The following is a 14,052-nucleotide window of genomic DNA, read 5'->3' on the forward strand; positions in this document are numbered from 1 at the left end:
ATACCAGCCGCAGGTATCGAAACCGGTGGCAAAGGTGCCGATGCCGACCAGGCTTTGCGGTGGCCGGCCGATGCGTTTCCACAAGCCGCCGTATTCGCCGCTGAAGCTCAAATAGGATTCACCGGGCCGCGACGCCCAGAACCGCGCGCCGCTCTCGGGTCGGCGAACCTCGATAACGTCGCCGGGCCGTTCGGGGTGAAAGGCAATTCGCCAATAGAACCCGTTGCCGCCCAGGTACATCAGCCGCCCGCCCTGGCCGAGATAAGCGATCATCGCGTCCCACATCACCGTCGACCAGTATTCCGGGTGGGTGCCCGTCACGATCACGTTGTGCGGCGCCAGGGCTTCCAGACCCTCATAGTGGATGGCTTCGTCGGTCACGACGTCATAGGCGTGTCCCTTCGCCTCCATCCAATCGGTGACGTGGGTGTCGGCGTTGAAGCTCCAGATGCTGCCCTTTGGCGAGTAATTCAGGACGATCGGCCGGAGCCGCGAGCTGTACATCGAGCCCGAACCGTCACGGTGGGTATCGTAAGTCGAAAGCCCGAGGTCGCGGCGCTCGTTCAGGAACAGTTCGTCCGGCGCATAGGCAATGATGCGCCCGCGCTTAACCTCCGCTTTCTCCTCATCGGTCTGCCAATGATAGTTGGAGTAGGCGAGGTAGGTCGCCGTCGACGCCAGAAACGCGATTTTGTGCTTGGGCCCATCCTTGGCGGGGCGCACGAAAAACGGCATGTAGAACTCGTCCTCGCCAGATCGGCAGCGGGCGCAATAGACGCCACTTCGCATGTCATCGGGCAGCGTCAACGACACGTCCGTTTGCCATCCGGCATCCAGCACGTCGTCGTCATGGAAATGGATGGCACTGTAGTGGCTGGGGTTCTGGGTCCAGTCCTGGACCGAACTGTCCCAGTGATGGCCGGTGACGGCGCGCGTCGGCAGGTTGACCAGATGACCGTTCAACCGGTTGGCGGAGAGGTCGGGAAACCGATCGGTCGGGATGTCGCGGCCAAAATCCCAGGAAGCGACCAGCCAGTCGCGGTCGGGCGGTTCGGCCTGGGCTAGCAGCGACATGTCGCCGCAAACAAGCGCCTTCGACGCGATGCGCGGGCTGTCGATACGCCCGTTGAATAGGCCGGCCATGCGCGGCTTGCCGTCGTCGTGCCAGCCGACCTGCCAAGCCGCCATGTGCAGGTCGTGGTCGGCGGTAAAGACGATGCCGGCCGGTGCCTTGCCGACAGTCATGGCATGGGGATCGATGGTGCTGAAGCGGGCGTCCGGTTCCTGCCACAGCACGATGTCGCCGGTTTCCGCATCGTAGGTCGCGGCGACAAAGGCCCACTCCCAGGCCAGCATCGGCACGCCGGTCGTGACGGTCACCAGCTCTTCGCCATTGCCGACCATTAGCGCCAGGGCGCCGTCGTCATCCAGAATGAGCGCAAAGCCCGGCCGCTTGGGACCGGAACCGCGGCTCATGATGGTCTGGCGACCGTCGCCCGGCAGGGTCGGCATGATGTAGGCCTGCAGCGTGAAGCTGGACAACCGATCGAGCGCTGGCGCCTTCGGGACGACGGCGTAGGACCCGGCATGGACCGACTGGAAGCGGCCGGGGTAGGTGCCATTGGCCTCTGTCTCGACCGGGATTTCTTTGAACGGTGTGCTGCCTGGCGCCATCACGCCATTCACCAGACGCACGACATCGAAGTCGTAGCTCTCCAGGTCTTCGGCGCTTATCTTGAAGTCGACGGTGTCGCCAGGCCGCAGACTGACGCGGTCGGCGTAACCTAGAAGGCGGCGCGTGTAATCGAGCACGGGCGGGCGATCAATCGTCGGCCAAGTCTTGGCCGGTGTGTTTCTTCCATCGCAGTTTGAAGATGTGCCACTCCGCATCGCCGATGTCGTTGAAGGTAATGTCCTCGAACAAGGTCACCGGCACGCCGCGCTTGCCGGGCAGCTGCGCCAGGCACCACTCCTCATGCGGCTTGGTGCAGACGAGGACATGCTTACCTTCCAGAGGTTCCCAGCGCATCACGTTCAAGACCTTCTGCAGTTCGGCGCTGTGCGGGCCGAACGGCTTGGCCTTGAACTCCTCGGCGAGGTCGGTGCGTGCCGGGTCGATCTGGTACATCGCGCTTGTCCTCCATTCACCCTTTCCCGCCAGTAGACCGCCCGACGCGGCAGCTGGCAAGGCTTTGCGGACGGAAACGCGGACAAAACAGTCGACGATTGGCCCAAGTTTTGTGGGTCTACTTGCGGTCGCCCGGGCGGCGCGTTACCCGCTTGGCGCGTTGGGCCAGCTCGTGCTCGACCTCATCCAGCGTTACCCCGCCGCGCGCCATTGCGGTCAGGGCGAAATAGATGAGGTCGGCGGTCTCGTGGGTAATCTCGCCCTTGTCGGTCGCAGCCGCCAGTTCGCCAGCCTCTTCGGCCAGCTTGGCGTCCAACAGGCCATCCTCGGTGAAGAGACGACGGGTGTAGGAACCTTCCGGCGCACTGTCGCGCCGTGCGGCGATCAAGCGCGCCAGGGCCGGTAGGCCGCCGACTTCGCCCCAACAGGTGTGGGTATTGAGATGACAGAAACCGGGCGAAGTTTGGCGCACACGAAAGCGCAGGGTGTCGCGGTCACAATCCAGGTCGATGGTCAGGAGTTCCTGGGTCGCGCCCGAGGTCTTGCCCTTGATCCAAAGACCGCGACTGCGTGAGTGGTAGGCGCCGACACGGTCGTCGACGGCGGCGCGCAGGCTCTCCAGGTCCGAATAGGCGAGGCCGAGCGCGACGCCATACTCGTCAGTCACCACCGTCGGCCACAAACCATCGGGTCGGTCGGAGGTCAGCGGGGCGGCAATCGCGTCGGCCAGGTGCAGGCGGCCGGAATAGAGTGCCATGCCGACCTGAGCGTCCGCGCCAAGTTTGTCGGCGGCGGCGATATCCTGCGGCGTCGTGAACCCGCCGGCGACCGTCAGATCGGCATCGCCGGCCGCTTCTTTCAGCCTGGCGATGGCGTCGAGGTCGATGCCTTCCATGCGTCCCTCGCGTTCGACGAAAGTGACGAGGAAACCACCGACCAGCTCCTTGATCTCGGCCATGCGGTCTTCGACGGTCGCTCCGGTTTTGGTTGTCCAACCGTGGGTCACGACCTCGCCGCGCACTGCGTCGAGCGCCGCGATGACTCGTTCCGGCGGCAGTTCGGCGAGGATCTCCGGCTTGGCAGCGGTTCCCAGAATGATCTTGTCGGCGCCGGCGTCGAGCCAGCGGATGGCGGTCTCTATATCGCGAATGCCGCCGCCGACACGGCACGGCGCCATGCGAACCAGTTCCTTGATCAGATCCGCGTTGTCGCCCTGGCCGAGTGCGGCATCCAGGTCGATGACGGCAATATCGCCGGCGAGCCGAAAGGTCTCGGCGATCGGGCGCGGATCGCCGGCATCGATGGCGCGCTCCTTGCCGCCGATGAGTTGCACCGCTTGGCCGCCCATCAGGTCGATCGAGGGAATGATCATGCAACCGGCTCCTGGGCAAGATGGTTGGGCGTCCGGGACCGACTGATAGGCCAATCACAGGCCGGACACAATCCGGCCACCCGCCGGACGATGTCGTCAGTCAATGTCGGTACGGGTCGGGATACCGGCGGCAATCATGGCTTTCTTGATGTCGCCAACCGTGAAGTCCCCGTCGTGGAAGATCGAGGCAGCCAGCACCGCATCGGCGCCAGCCTTGATGGCGGCGACCAAGTGGTCGGGATGGGCGGCGCCGCCCGAGGCGATGACCGGCACGTTGACCGCCTCGGATACGGCGCGCAGCAGTTCGGTGTCGTATCCGGAGCGGGTGCCGTCGCGGTCCCAACTGGTCAGCAGAATCTCCCCGGCGCCACGCGCCGTCGCTTCGCCGGCCCACTGGATCGCATCCTTGCCGGTGCGTTCCTTCCCGGACTTGGTCACCACCTCCCAGCCGCCACCCTCACGGCGGCTTGCGTCGATGGAGACCACCGCGCACTGGCTGCCGAACTTTTCTGCGATATCGCTCAGAAGCTCCGGCCGCTCGACCGCCGCCGTGTTCGCGCCGACTTTATCGGCGCCGGCCTCAAGCAGGGCGCCGGCATCTTCGGTCTTCCTGACGCCGCCGCCGACGGTCATCGGAATGCCGAGTTCGGCGCGGACGGCCGCGACCGTCTCGAGCGCGTTGCCCCGGCCTTCCGGCGTCGCCGAAACATCGAGCAGGACAAGCTCGTCAGCGCCCTGGTGTTCATAGGCCAGCGAGAGCTCGACGGGGTCGCCGGCGTCACGCATGCCCTGGAAGCGCACGCCCTTGACGACGCGGCCGGCATCGACGTCCAGGCAGGGGATCACACGCACGGTCAGCATGGCATACCAATCCAGCGTTCGAGCAAAACGTGGCCGAACTGGCCGGAGAGTTCGGGGTGAAACTGGCATGCGACGACAGGTCCGCGCTCAAGCGCCGCGACAAACGGACCGCCGTGATCCGCGGTCGCGCCAAGCCAGCCTTCCGGCACGCCGGTGATGCGATAGGAGTTGGCGAAATAGACAAAGCCTGACGTCAGCAGGTCGCAGCCAGATTCGGCGTCGATCCGGTTCCAGCCCAATTGCGGCACGCGCACGGTATTGGGGAACCGTGTCGCGGTCAGCGGCAGGATGTCGAGACCGGGCGCACCGGGCGTTTCCTCGCTGTTGCGGCAGAGAAGTTGAAGGCCGACACAGATCGCCAACGTCGGCCGGCCTGCATCAATGCGCTCGCGCAGCGCGTCTTCCAGACCGCCATCGCGCAGGGCCCTCATCGAGGCGCCGAACGCGCCGACGCCGGGCAGCATGACATGGCTGGCGCCGACAACATCTTGTGCGTTCTTGGCCATGCGCGGCGCACCGCCGGCGCGGCGCAACCCGGCGAAGACTGAAGCGAGGTTGGCGGTTCCGGTGCGGCAGACGACGATCTCGGTCGCGGCCGTCACAACACACCCTTGGTGCTCGGCACGTCGCTGGTGCCATCACGGGCGATCGCGTGGCGCAGCGCGAGCGCCACCGCCTTGAAGGCGGCTTCGGCGCGGTGATGATCGTTGTCGCCACGCAAAAGGTCGACGTGAAGCGTCATCTTAGTCGCCGTCGCGAAGCTGGAGAGGGCGTGGCCGATCATTTCCGATGACGTGTCGCCGACCTTTTCCCGTCTAAGACCGATCTCGACGAAGGCATAGGGCCGGCCCGACAGGTCGATCACGGCGCGCGCCAGCGCCTCATCAAGCGGCGCGTAGGCCGACCCGAAACGGTAGATCCCCCGCTTGTCGCCCAGCGCCTTGTCGATCGCCTCGCCCAATGCGATGGCGCAGTCCTCGACCGTGTGGTGGTCGTCGACATGCAGGTCGCCCTTGCATGTCAGTTCGACGTCCATTCGGCTATGGCGGACCAGCGCGTCCAACATGTGATCGAGGAAGTTAAGGCCGGTCTGGACAGACGAGGAGCCGGTGCCGTCCAGATTGACCGCGACGGTGATGTCGGTCTCCTTGGTCTTACGTTCGACGCGGGCTGTACGCTCCGACATGGCGGCCTCAGGAGATGATGTTCGAGAGCTGGGTGACGACGATGTCGGTGCCGCCGCGCGCTTTGATCTCTGGGATCACGCGCGCCAGCGTGTCGCGCGGCACCGCGGATTTGAGCGCGTAACCCAGATCACCGTGCAGCGGCGAGATCGTCGGCTCGCGCATGCTGGGCAGGACATCGATGACAGCTTCCAGGCATTCGGCGGTGACGTTGACTTCGACCATGACGCGCTGGCGGGCGTCGAGCACGGAGGAGACCATCATGACAAAGCTCTCTATGCCCTCACGTTTCGCCTTGTCGTCCATGGCGGCCGGATGGGCATAAAGTCGTGTCGACGACATCAGGACGTCGTCGACGATCTCCAAGCCATTGGCGCGCAACGTCGATCCGGTCGCCGTGTTGTCGACGATGCAGTCGGCATCTTCCGGCGGGAATACTTCTGTTGCGCCATAGGAGCGGACGAACTGTGCGTCGAGGCCGCGCTGTTCGATCCAGGTCCGCGTCAGGTTCTCGTATTCGCTGGCGACGATCAGATGACGCTTCGGCAAGGCGCCATTCTTTAGAATATGCGCGCCGGCGGCGGCCACCACGCGCACTGGATCAAGTCCGGTATCGATCAGCTCGACCAGATCCGCATTCTTTTCGACCACCCAATCAGCGCCGGCGAAGCCCAGATCTCGGCTGCCCAGGTCCAGCATCTCGACGATGTTCTGCGGCTTCAGGATTTTGGCGTCGAAACCGGGCAGCGACAGGGCGGGGCGATAGTCACGGGCACTGCGGGCGCTCGCGGTGATATGAATGCCCGCATCCTCAAGCAAGGCAAAGACGCCTTCCTGCATGCGGCCTTTCGGCAGGCCGAGGCGGATCGTGATGGAGGACTGGTCTACGGACATAAAAGAGCCGTCGGCAAAGATTGTCATCAAGGCTTTGAGAGCCGGCCTTCTGACGCGGGCGGAAGGCACAGGGCGGGCGGAAACTCTATGATGCGGTAAACCCTGTCAACCGCGTCGAAGCCAGATTAAGACAGCCGTCACATTCCGGTGCTGGATCGGATAAGATTCTGGTCCTACGATGGGCGAATAGACTTTAGGGGTACCACTAATGAGTGTGAGCGGTGTCGACCACATCAACATCCGCACGGCGGACCTTGAGCGTTGCAAAGCCTTCTACTGCGGCCTGCTGGGATTGAAGGAGGGTTACCGGCCGCCGTTCGATAGCCCCGGCGCGTGGTTCTATGCCGGTGACGCGCCTGTTGTGCACGTCAGCTTGTCGTCGGACCCGACCAAGCTACCGCGAAGCGCTATCGATCATTTTGCCTTTTCTGTCAAAGGTTTCGACGCGATAGTTAAGAAATTGACAAAAGAGGGTGTTCCCTTCCAGTCCTATGAGGTTCCGGACACGCCGGCGCGCCAGATCTTTATCGAAGATCCCGACGGTGTCGCCGTCGAACTGAACTTCAGCGATGGTACCTAACGAGACGCTTGGCGGACATCCGCAAGCAATAAGAGTCCCTGACAAGGGGCAAGGGGCGCGGCATGAATGTTGACGGCACGGCCTATCGATCCATCTGGTTGGACGATGACGGTTGGGGTGTTCACATAATCGATCAGACCCGTCTGCCCCATCGCTTCGAAGTTTTCCGTCTGGATACCTTGGAGGATGCGGCTCATGCGATCCGCGCCATGTTGGTGCGCGGCGCGCCGCTGATCGGTGCGACCGCGGCTTATGGCATGTGTCTGGCGCTGCGCGAGGACCCGTCGGATGATGCCATGCAGCGCGCCTATGACGTGCTTCTGGCGACGCGTCCGACGGCGGTCAATCTGCGCTGGGCGCTGGACGATGTGACCGCGGAACTGCGCAACCAGCCCCATGACCGGCGCTTGGAACTGGCCTATGCCTGCGCCGCCCGGATTTGCGACGACGATGTCGGCATCAACGAGGCGATCGGCAACCATGGCGTCGATCTGATCCGCGCCACCCATCAGCGTACCGGCCAGACGGTCAATGTGCTGACCCACTGCAATGCCGGCTGGTTGGCGACAGTGGACTGGGGGACGGCGCTGTCGCCGATCTATAAGGCCCATGAAGAGCATATCCCGGTTCACGTCTGGGCCGACGAGACCCGGCCACGCAACCAGGGAGCGTCACTGACGGCCTGGGAGCTCGGTCATCACGGCGTCGCGCACACGGTGATCCCGGACAACGCCGGCGGTCACCTGATGCAGCATGGCATGGTCGACCTGTGCATCACGGGCACGGACCGGACCAGCGCCTCCGGCGACGTGTGCAACAAGATCGGGACCTATCTGAAAGCCCTGGCGGCGCAGGATAACGGCGTGCCGTTCTACGTCGCACTGCCGTCGCCCACGATCGACTGGACCATCGACGATGGCCGCGACATTCCGATCGAGGAGCGCGCGGGATCCGAGGTCTCCCATATCGCCGGCAAGGCCGACGATGGCGAGGTGGTCACCGTGCAGTTGACGCCCGACGGCAGTCCGGTCGCCAATCCGGCGTTCGACGTCACCCCATCGGACCTGGTCACCGGCTTGATCACTGAGCGGGGCGTCTGTCAGGCCTCGCGTGAAGGCCTGGCACGGCTGTTCCCGGAGCACGCTGCCGCCTGATCGGCCAGGCTGGTGCTGGCCAATGGTCGGCCCGTCGCCTAAAAGGGCGCCACTTTCGTCCCTTTGTTGACCGTTAGATCACCAGCACTATGACCGAACCTACCCGTCCACGCATCCTTCAACTCAGCGGCCTCGACCCGTCGGCGCGGCATGCCTTGACCCTCAGGGGCGCGATTGACATCGATGATGTGCTGGAGCGCGCCAAACCCATCGTAGAGGCCGTGCGCCAAGACGGCGATGACGCGCTGCTTCGCCTGGCGCGCGATATCGACGGCGTTGCGCTGACCGCCAAGGATCTACGCGTTAATGCTGCCGCCTTCGAGGCCGCCTACGACCAGGTGCCCGCCGACGTTGTCGACGCCATCGCCAAGGCGGCGCGCAACATCCGCGCGATCCACGAAAAACAAAAGCCCGAAGAGTACGCGTTGACCACCGTTCAGCCCGGTGTGCTGGCCGGCGATCGCTATCTGCCGATCGAAGCCGTCGCCTGTTATGTGCCGCGCGGCAAGGGTTCGTTTCCGTCGGTGACGTTAATGACGGCGATTCCGGCGGTTGTCGCCGGCTGTCCGAAGGTGGTGGTGATCACCCCGCCGGGACCGGATGGTACATGCGATGCCGGCACGTTGGTCGCCGCACGTGAGGCGGGGGTCGACGAGGTCTATCTTTCCGGTGGCGCCCAAGCGATCGCGGCGGTCGCGTTTGGCACCGAGACTGTTCCCAAGTGCCAGAAGGTTGTCGGTCCGGGCTCACCCTGGGTCGTCGCCGGCATGCGGCTCTGCGCCGACGAGATCGCGCCCGGACCGCCCGCCGGACCGTCCGAAAGCATGATCCTGGCCGACGAGGCAGCCGATCCGGAGAGGGTGGCCCTGGACCTCATGATCGAGGCCGAGCACGGGCCGGACTCGACGACCTACCTGGTGACGCCATCCGCTGATCTTGCCGAGGCGGTGGCTGAACGCGTGGTGGATCTTGTCGGCCGTCTGTCCGAACAGCGTCGTGACTACGTCAAAACGGTGCTGGGCATCAATGGTGGCCTGCTGGTGGCAAGCGACATGGCGGATGCCGTCGCGTTCACCAACGAATTCGCGCCCGAACACCTGCAGATCGCCGCGTCGACGCCGTGGGATCTAGCCGGCCAGGTCACAAATGCCGGCGAAATTCTGCTGGGACAAGACGCGCCGTTCTCCATGGCGAACTTCATGATCGGCGTGAACGCTGTTCTCCCAACCGGAGGAAAGGCTTGCTCAGCCTCGGCTTTGGGCGTGATGGATTACATGAAGCGCATCTCTGTCGCCCACCTGACCCGCGAAGGCTATGACGCGCTGGCGGCCGAGACCGAAGCCTTCGCGCGCTATGAAGGTTTTGACGCCCACGCGCTCGCGATCACCGCACGAAACAGGAACGCGTCATGACGTCACCGGCCATCCACGACGACCTCATCGTCATCGACGCACTCCAGGCAAGCAACTGGGACCGCGCGTTGCTTGAGGAACTGCGCGCGGGCGGCGTCACGGCCGTTCATGTAACCCTCGTCTTCTGGGAGGACGCGCGCGCGACCCTCGACAACATCGGCCGCTGGCATCGATTCTTCGAAAAGCACGGCGATATCGTCATGCCGGTGCGCCGCGCTGGGGATATTGAGGCGGCGAAGGCCGCCGGTAAGACGGGCATCATCTTCGGGTTTCAGAACTGCTCGCCGATAGAAGACGACTTGGCGCTGGTCCAGGTGTTTCACGAGCTTGGCGTGCGCATCATGCAGCTGACCTACAACAACCAGAGCCTGATCGGCGCTGGTTGTTACGAGACCAGCGACCCCGGGATTTCCCGCTTCGGCCGCCAGGTCATCGCCGAAATGAACCGGGTCGGCATGATCATTGATCTCAGCCATTCGGCCGAGCGGACGTCCCTGGAAGCGATCGAGATCAGCGCGCGGCCGGTCGCCATCACCCACGCCAACCCGCTTTCGTTTCACAAGGGCTTGCGCAACAAGTCCGACGACCTGTTGAAGGCGCTTGCCGAAAGCGGCGGCATGCTGGGCTTCAGCACCTATCCCTTCCATATCGGCGGCGCCGACACGACGCTGGATGCCTATTGCGGCATGATAGCCGATACCGTCGCCATGCTGGGTGTCGATCATGTCGGCTTCGGCACCGATATGTGCCGCAAACTCTCGGCAGACTATCTCGACTGGATGAGGAGCGGCCGCTGGTCCAAGGAGATCGATTCCGGTGAGGCCAAGACCGCCGGCGGCGGCTGGCCAGACTGGCCCGCTTGGTTCCAGACGCCGGCCGACTTCCCCAACCTGACCCAGGGTCTGCTCGATAAAGGCCTCAGCGAAGCCGATGTCGCCAAGATCATGGGCGGTAACTGGCTCAGGTTTTTCCGCGACGGGTTCGAGCCGCGCTAGATCGTTTGCCAGCGGGCTCGCATCGCCGGCCCTAACCCTCGAAGGCCCTGACCCTCGAAGGCCCTGACCCTCGAAGGCCTTAACCCGCGAAGGCAACCTGTTCGCGGTCGTAGAACTTGGCGGCCAGCCAGCACAGGAAGACAGCGCACAGCGCCGTCGTGAAACTCGCCAGCAGCATGTTGGCAAGGCTCGGCTCCTCGCCGCGAACGATCTGGCTGATCAGCACGGTTTGGCCATAGGTCGGGATCATCATCATCCAGGCTTTGGTCTGGATTGGTGAGAACACCAGGATCATGCCGGGCAACGACGGCAGCAGCGGCAACAGACCAAGCAGGGTCTGGGTTTCCTTGAAGCTGCGCGAGACCGTTGCGATGATCACCTGGATGGCCACCGCCAGCATCATGATCGGTACGCAAAGCAGGAAGATCAGCACGAAGTCGCCGAGCGGCGGATTGACCTTGATGTCAACGCCCATGTTCGCGATCAACGCAAAGATGACCTTGTAGGCGACCACGCCTGTCAGTACCGCCAGTGCCGTGAAGGCAAGCGAGGCCAGGTACTTGCCCACCATGAACTGCCAACGGGGCACGGGGTTTGTCAGCAGCGGCTCCAGCGAGCCGCGTTCGCGTTCGCCCGCCGTCGTGTCGATCGCCATGTAGACGCCGCCGATAAAGACGGTGAACATCAAGAACGGTGCCATCATGTTGAGGAAGATGCCGCCGATCGAGACGCTTGCCGCGACGTTGACGCTGTTGACCTCCAGCGGATAGGCGACTTCCGGTTCCACGTTGCGCGACACTAGGCGCTGTTCGGCCAAATGGCGGTTGAACCGGTCGATCAATTCCATGGTTCGGCTGATCGACATGATCGAACTGAGGCGTGACGTATCGACGATCAGCTCAATCTCGGTGGTCCGTTCGCTGTCCTGAAGCTCGCTGAAGTTGTTGGGAATGACCAGGATCGAGGGGTGCATGCCCTTGCGCACGGCTTCGGCAATGTCGTCGATGCCGGTCTCGACGATGTCGGAGCCTTGGGCGCGGATGAAATCGACGAAATCCGGCGCATGCTCGCTGCCCTTCGCCACAATGACATGATCGCCGACCTTTGGCGTCGACAGGCCCGGTGTCACCAGGATGATGAGCGCGCCGAGCAGAATCGGACCGATCAGCGGGTAAAGCAGCGACAGGATGGTGGAACGGCGATCGCGAAGATTGTCGGTCAGCTCCTTGCCGATAACGATGGAGATGCGTCTAAGCAACGGCTTTCTCCTTATCGTTTTCGCGCCGCATACGCTCCTCTTCGCGGGCGATCGACACAAAAACCTCTTCCAGATCGCTGTGGCCGGTCATCGCGCGGAGTTCCTCCGGCGTACCGTGGGCAACAATGCGCCCATGGCCCATGACGACGATTCGGTCACACAGCGCCTGGACCTCGGACATGATGTGGCTGGAGAACAGAACGCAGCGCCCCTGGTCGCGGATTCGGCGCACCAGATCGCGTACCGAACGGCTCGATGCGACGTCGAGGCCGTTTGTTGGTTCGTCCAGAAGCACGTTGTGCGGCTGGTGAACCAGGGCGCGTGCCAGGGCGACCTTGAGCGTCTGGCCCTTCGAGAAGCCTTTGGCGCGGCGATCCGCGACGTCTTCCATGCCCAGGGTTGTCACCAGTTCGTTGATTGCCGCCTCTAGCTGCATTTTATCCATGCCATGCAGGCGGCCATAGTACCGAACGTGCTCACGGCCGGTCAGACGGGGGTAGAGACCGCGGTTATCGGGCAAAACGCCAATCCGGCGCTGGACGTCCTGGGGTTCGGACGTGGCATCGAAACCGTCGATCAAGGCGTGGCCGCTATCGGGCCGCATCAAGGTATAGAGAATGCGGAGTGTTGTGGTTTTTCCCGCACCATTGGGGCCGATAAGACCTGTAATCTCGCCATCGCGAGCCAAAAAGCTTACATCTTCGACCGCAACGAGGTCTTTGAAGGTTTTTCTAAGGTTTCGGACCTCAATCATGCTGCCGCGCTCTGCTTGTTGTTTTGGAAAGGTACAAGTTGTGGCTCTCGGCTTTTGGGGTATGACGTGGTCCAGTTGCTACAGGTCATGTAAAAGCTGCAGTTGCCATTATTATCCCCTTGCTTTTGCAAGGGTTTGCGCCAAGATAGGTGCTGATCGTTCGATAGTCGCTTATACGCCTTTTTGTAAATCCCTCTTTGTGTGATCGCGGACACGGATTGAAGGGACTAGGTCGGGTACGAGGCGGTGATCGATTGTGTTGCCTTTTGGGGCTATTGCAGCTTAGAAACCAGTTATCTCTTCATCGGGAGGGGGATTTTTAGATGAGTGCAACGTTTAAAGCCATGCTGGCCGGCGCCGCCGCGCTTATGCTGGCAGCCTGCGGATCGAATATCGACCGCGTGGCAAACATGGAGACATCCGGCACGCCGTTCACCATGGCTCTGCATCAGGGCTATGTCGAACTGGCTGAAAAGGAAGCCGGTTTTTACGATTGGATCGACTCCGCTCACTTTGCCAGCAAGGCCGAGATGGCCGGCAACGGCGAAGTGGTTCTGCCGGAAGATCCCAATGACAGCTTCTGGTACATCCCTGATGAGCAGGAGCATGCCGAACTGAACGCCGAGCGTCCGCGGCTTCTCGCCGCTCTGGACGGCGGCGGCCGTTCCGAATTTCCTGACCTCGCTGCCCGCGCCCAAGTCACGTATGACTGCTGGGTCGAGGAAGCCGAGGAAGGCCCGGTTCGCACCGACCGTGGCGTTGCCGAGTGGCAGCCCCGCGAGTTGGCTAAATGCCGTGCGGAGTACCTGAGTGCCATCGAAGAGCTGGAAGCCGCCATGGCCCCGGCGATGGTTGAGGAAGTCGTCGTCATGGAAGAAGAGGTGGTGAGCGAGTTCATCGTCTACTTCGCCTGGGATAGCGACAAGATCTCGCCGCTGGCACAGGGCTTCCTGGACGACGTCGCGGCCGAGGCTATGGCGCAAGGCGTCAACCTGATCTCGGTCGGCGGTCACACGGATACGTCCGGTTCTGCCGAGTACAACGTTGGCCTCTCCGAGCGTCGTGCCGACGCCGTGGCTGACTACCTCGCCAGCAAGGGCGTGCCGAAGTCGGCCATGGACATCCGTTGGTTCGGTGAAACCGATCCGATGGTGCCGACCGGCGACAACGTTCGCGAGCCTAACAACCGTCGTGTCGAGATCACCTTCGAGTAAGCTGATCTGACGCCGGTTCGCGGCTAAGGTTGAGACACGCCCTCACTTGTGTGGCGAGAGTCTGGTTGGCTCTTTCAGCCACGCCGTTCGCCTGTGGGCGATGCGAGGGAGCGAGCCAATGTTCCATCGGCTGCCCTTCTCGCAAGATTTCGACTGCTCGTCGAAATTCGGGTGCACCATCGGTCCATACCCTGCGAGGCATGGCTGCACCGGCCCCGCCGAAAGCCCTCACCGCCTGGACCACGG

14 protein-coding genes are annotated in these 14,052 nt (G+C 63.1%); 5 read left to right on the forward strand and 9 right to left on the reverse strand.

The window, feature by feature from the left end:
• The 7 genes from AAF563_24225 to hisG all read right to left on the reverse strand — a co-directional run.
• Nucleotides 1-1,812 (reverse strand): N,N-dimethylformamidase beta subunit family domain-containing protein (locus tag AAF563_24225; protein ID MEM7124405.1); only part of this gene is annotated, 1,812 nt, incomplete at its 3' end.
• 10 nt (nucleotides 1,813-1,822) lie between these two features.
• Nucleotides 1,823-2,128, reverse strand: a complete 306-nt coding sequence (locus AAF563_24230) for a hypothetical protein (protein MEM7124406.1) — start codon at nucleotides 2,126-2,128, stop codon at nucleotides 1,823-1,825.
• A gap of 118 nt (nucleotides 2,129-2,246) precedes the next feature.
• A complete protein-coding gene (gene hisE / locus AAF563_24235) occupies nucleotides 2,247-3,500 on the reverse strand; it encodes a phosphoribosyl-ATP diphosphatase (protein ID MEM7124407.1) in 1,254 nt (417 codons plus the stop codon).
• A gap of 96 nt (nucleotides 3,501-3,596) precedes the next feature.
• Nucleotides 3,597-4,361, reverse strand: a complete 765-nt coding sequence (gene hisF / locus AAF563_24240) for an imidazole glycerol phosphate synthase subunit HisF (protein MEM7124408.1) — start codon at nucleotides 4,359-4,361, stop codon at nucleotides 3,597-3,599.
• Nucleotides 4,355-4,963, reverse strand: a complete 609-nt coding sequence (hisH, locus tag AAF563_24245; protein MEM7124409.1) for an imidazole glycerol phosphate synthase subunit HisH — start codon at nucleotides 4,961-4,963, stop codon at nucleotides 4,355-4,357. Before hisH ends, hisF begins: the two co-directional genes overlap by 7 nt.
• Complete coding sequence (hisB, locus tag AAF563_24250; GenBank protein MEM7124410.1) at nucleotides 4,960-5,547, reverse strand: imidazoleglycerol-phosphate dehydratase HisB; 588 nt, start codon at nucleotides 5,545-5,547, stop codon at nucleotides 4,960-4,962. The genes hisH and hisB overlap by 4 nt, the downstream gene beginning before the upstream one ends.
• A gap of 7 nt (nucleotides 5,548-5,554) precedes the next feature.
• Nucleotides 5,555-6,439 carry an ATP phosphoribosyltransferase gene (gene hisG, locus AAF563_24255; protein MEM7124411.1) on the reverse strand — a complete coding sequence of 295 codons (885 nt, stop codon included), beginning with the start codon at nucleotides 6,437-6,439 and terminating at the stop codon, nucleotides 5,555-5,557.
• A gap of 208 nt (nucleotides 6,440-6,647) precedes the next feature.
• On the opposite strand from hisG, the gene AAF563_24260 reads away from it, so the two are divergent.
• The 4 genes from AAF563_24260 (at nucleotide 6,648) to AAF563_24275 (ending at nucleotide 10,580) form a co-directional block, all read left to right on the forward strand.
• Nucleotides 6,648-7,019, forward strand: a complete 372-nt coding sequence (locus AAF563_24260; protein ID MEM7124412.1) for a VOC family protein — start codon at nucleotides 6,648-6,650, stop codon at nucleotides 7,017-7,019.
• A gap of 62 nt (nucleotides 7,020-7,081) precedes the next feature.
• A complete protein-coding gene (gene mtnA / locus AAF563_24265) occupies nucleotides 7,082-8,173 on the forward strand; it encodes an S-methyl-5-thioribose-1-phosphate isomerase (protein ID MEM7124413.1) in 1,092 nt (363 codons plus the stop codon).
• Between the two features lie 89 nt (nucleotides 8,174-8,262).
• Nucleotides 8,263-9,585 carry a histidinol dehydrogenase gene (gene hisD, locus AAF563_24270; protein MEM7124414.1) on the forward strand — a complete coding sequence of 441 codons (1,323 nt, stop codon included), beginning with the start codon at nucleotides 8,263-8,265 and terminating at the stop codon, nucleotides 9,583-9,585.
• Complete coding sequence (locus tag AAF563_24275) at nucleotides 9,582-10,580, forward strand: dipeptidase (GenBank protein ID MEM7124415.1); 999 nt, start codon at nucleotides 9,582-9,584, stop codon at nucleotides 10,578-10,580. Before hisD ends, AAF563_24275 begins: the two co-directional genes overlap by 4 nt.
• A 79-nt stretch (nucleotides 10,581-10,659) precedes the next feature.
• On the opposite strand, the gene AAF563_24280 is transcribed toward AAF563_24275, so the two are convergent.
• Together AAF563_24280 and AAF563_24285 are read right to left on the reverse strand one after the other, a co-directional pair.
• Nucleotides 10,660-11,838: an ABC transporter permease gene (locus tag AAF563_24280; GenBank protein ID MEM7124416.1), complete on the reverse strand. Its 1,179-nt coding sequence runs from the start codon at nucleotides 11,836-11,838 to the stop codon at nucleotides 10,660-10,662.
• Complete coding sequence (locus AAF563_24285; protein MEM7124417.1) at nucleotides 11,831-12,592, reverse strand: ATP-binding cassette domain-containing protein; 762 nt, start codon at nucleotides 12,590-12,592, stop codon at nucleotides 11,831-11,833. The genes AAF563_24280 and AAF563_24285 overlap by 8 nt, the downstream gene beginning before the upstream one ends.
• A 323-nt stretch (nucleotides 12,593-12,915) precedes the next feature.
• On the opposite strand from AAF563_24285, the gene AAF563_24290 reads away from it, so the two are divergent.
• Nucleotides 12,916-13,806: an OmpA family protein gene (locus AAF563_24290; GenBank protein ID MEM7124418.1), complete on the forward strand. Its 891-nt coding sequence runs from the start codon at nucleotides 12,916-12,918 to the stop codon at nucleotides 13,804-13,806.
• Nucleotides 13,807-14,052 lie beyond the last annotated feature (246 nt).

The sequence above is a fragment of the Pseudomonadota bacterium genome, assembly GCA_039028155.1.
Classification (GTDB): Bacteria; Pseudomonadota; Alphaproteobacteria; order SP197; family SP197; genus JANQGO01.

Excerpts from the sequence above, each read along its gene's own strand:
- AAF563_24230 (MEM7124406.1), bottom strand. The coding sequence starts at position 2,128 with ATGTACCAGATCGACCCGGCACGCACCGACCTCGCCGAGGAGTTCAAG.
- hisE (MEM7124407.1), bottom strand. The coding sequence starts at position 3,500 with ATGATCATTCCCTCGATCGACCTGATGGGCGGCCAAGCGGTGCAACTC.
- hisF (MEM7124408.1), bottom strand. The coding sequence starts at position 4,361 with ATGCTGACCGTGCGTGTGATCCCCTGCCTGGACGTCGATGCCGGCCGC.
- hisB (MEM7124410.1), bottom strand. The coding sequence starts at position 5,547 with ATGTCGGAGCGTACAGCCCGCGTCGAACGTAAGACCAAGGAGACCGAC.
- hisG (MEM7124411.1), bottom strand. The coding sequence starts at position 6,439 with ATGTCCGTAGACCAGTCCTCCATCACGATCCGCCTCGGCCTGCCGAAA.
- AAF563_24260 (MEM7124412.1), top strand. The coding sequence starts at position 6,648 with ATGAGTGTGAGCGGTGTCGACCACATCAACATCCGCACGGCGGACCTT.
- mtnA (MEM7124413.1), top strand. The coding sequence starts at position 7,082 with ATGAATGTTGACGGCACGGCCTATCGATCCATCTGGTTGGACGATGAC.
- hisD (MEM7124414.1), top strand. The coding sequence starts at position 8,263 with ATGACCGAACCTACCCGTCCACGCATCCTTCAACTCAGCGGCCTCGAC.
- AAF563_24275 (MEM7124415.1), top strand. The coding sequence starts at position 9,582 with ATGACGTCACCGGCCATCCACGACGACCTCATCGTCATCGACGCACTC.
- AAF563_24285 (MEM7124417.1), bottom strand. The coding sequence starts at position 12,592 with ATGATTGAGGTCCGAAACCTTAGAAAAACCTTCAAAGACCTCGTTGCG.
- AAF563_24290 (MEM7124418.1), top strand. The coding sequence starts at position 12,916 with ATGAGTGCAACGTTTAAAGCCATGCTGGCCGGCGCCGCCGCGCTTATG.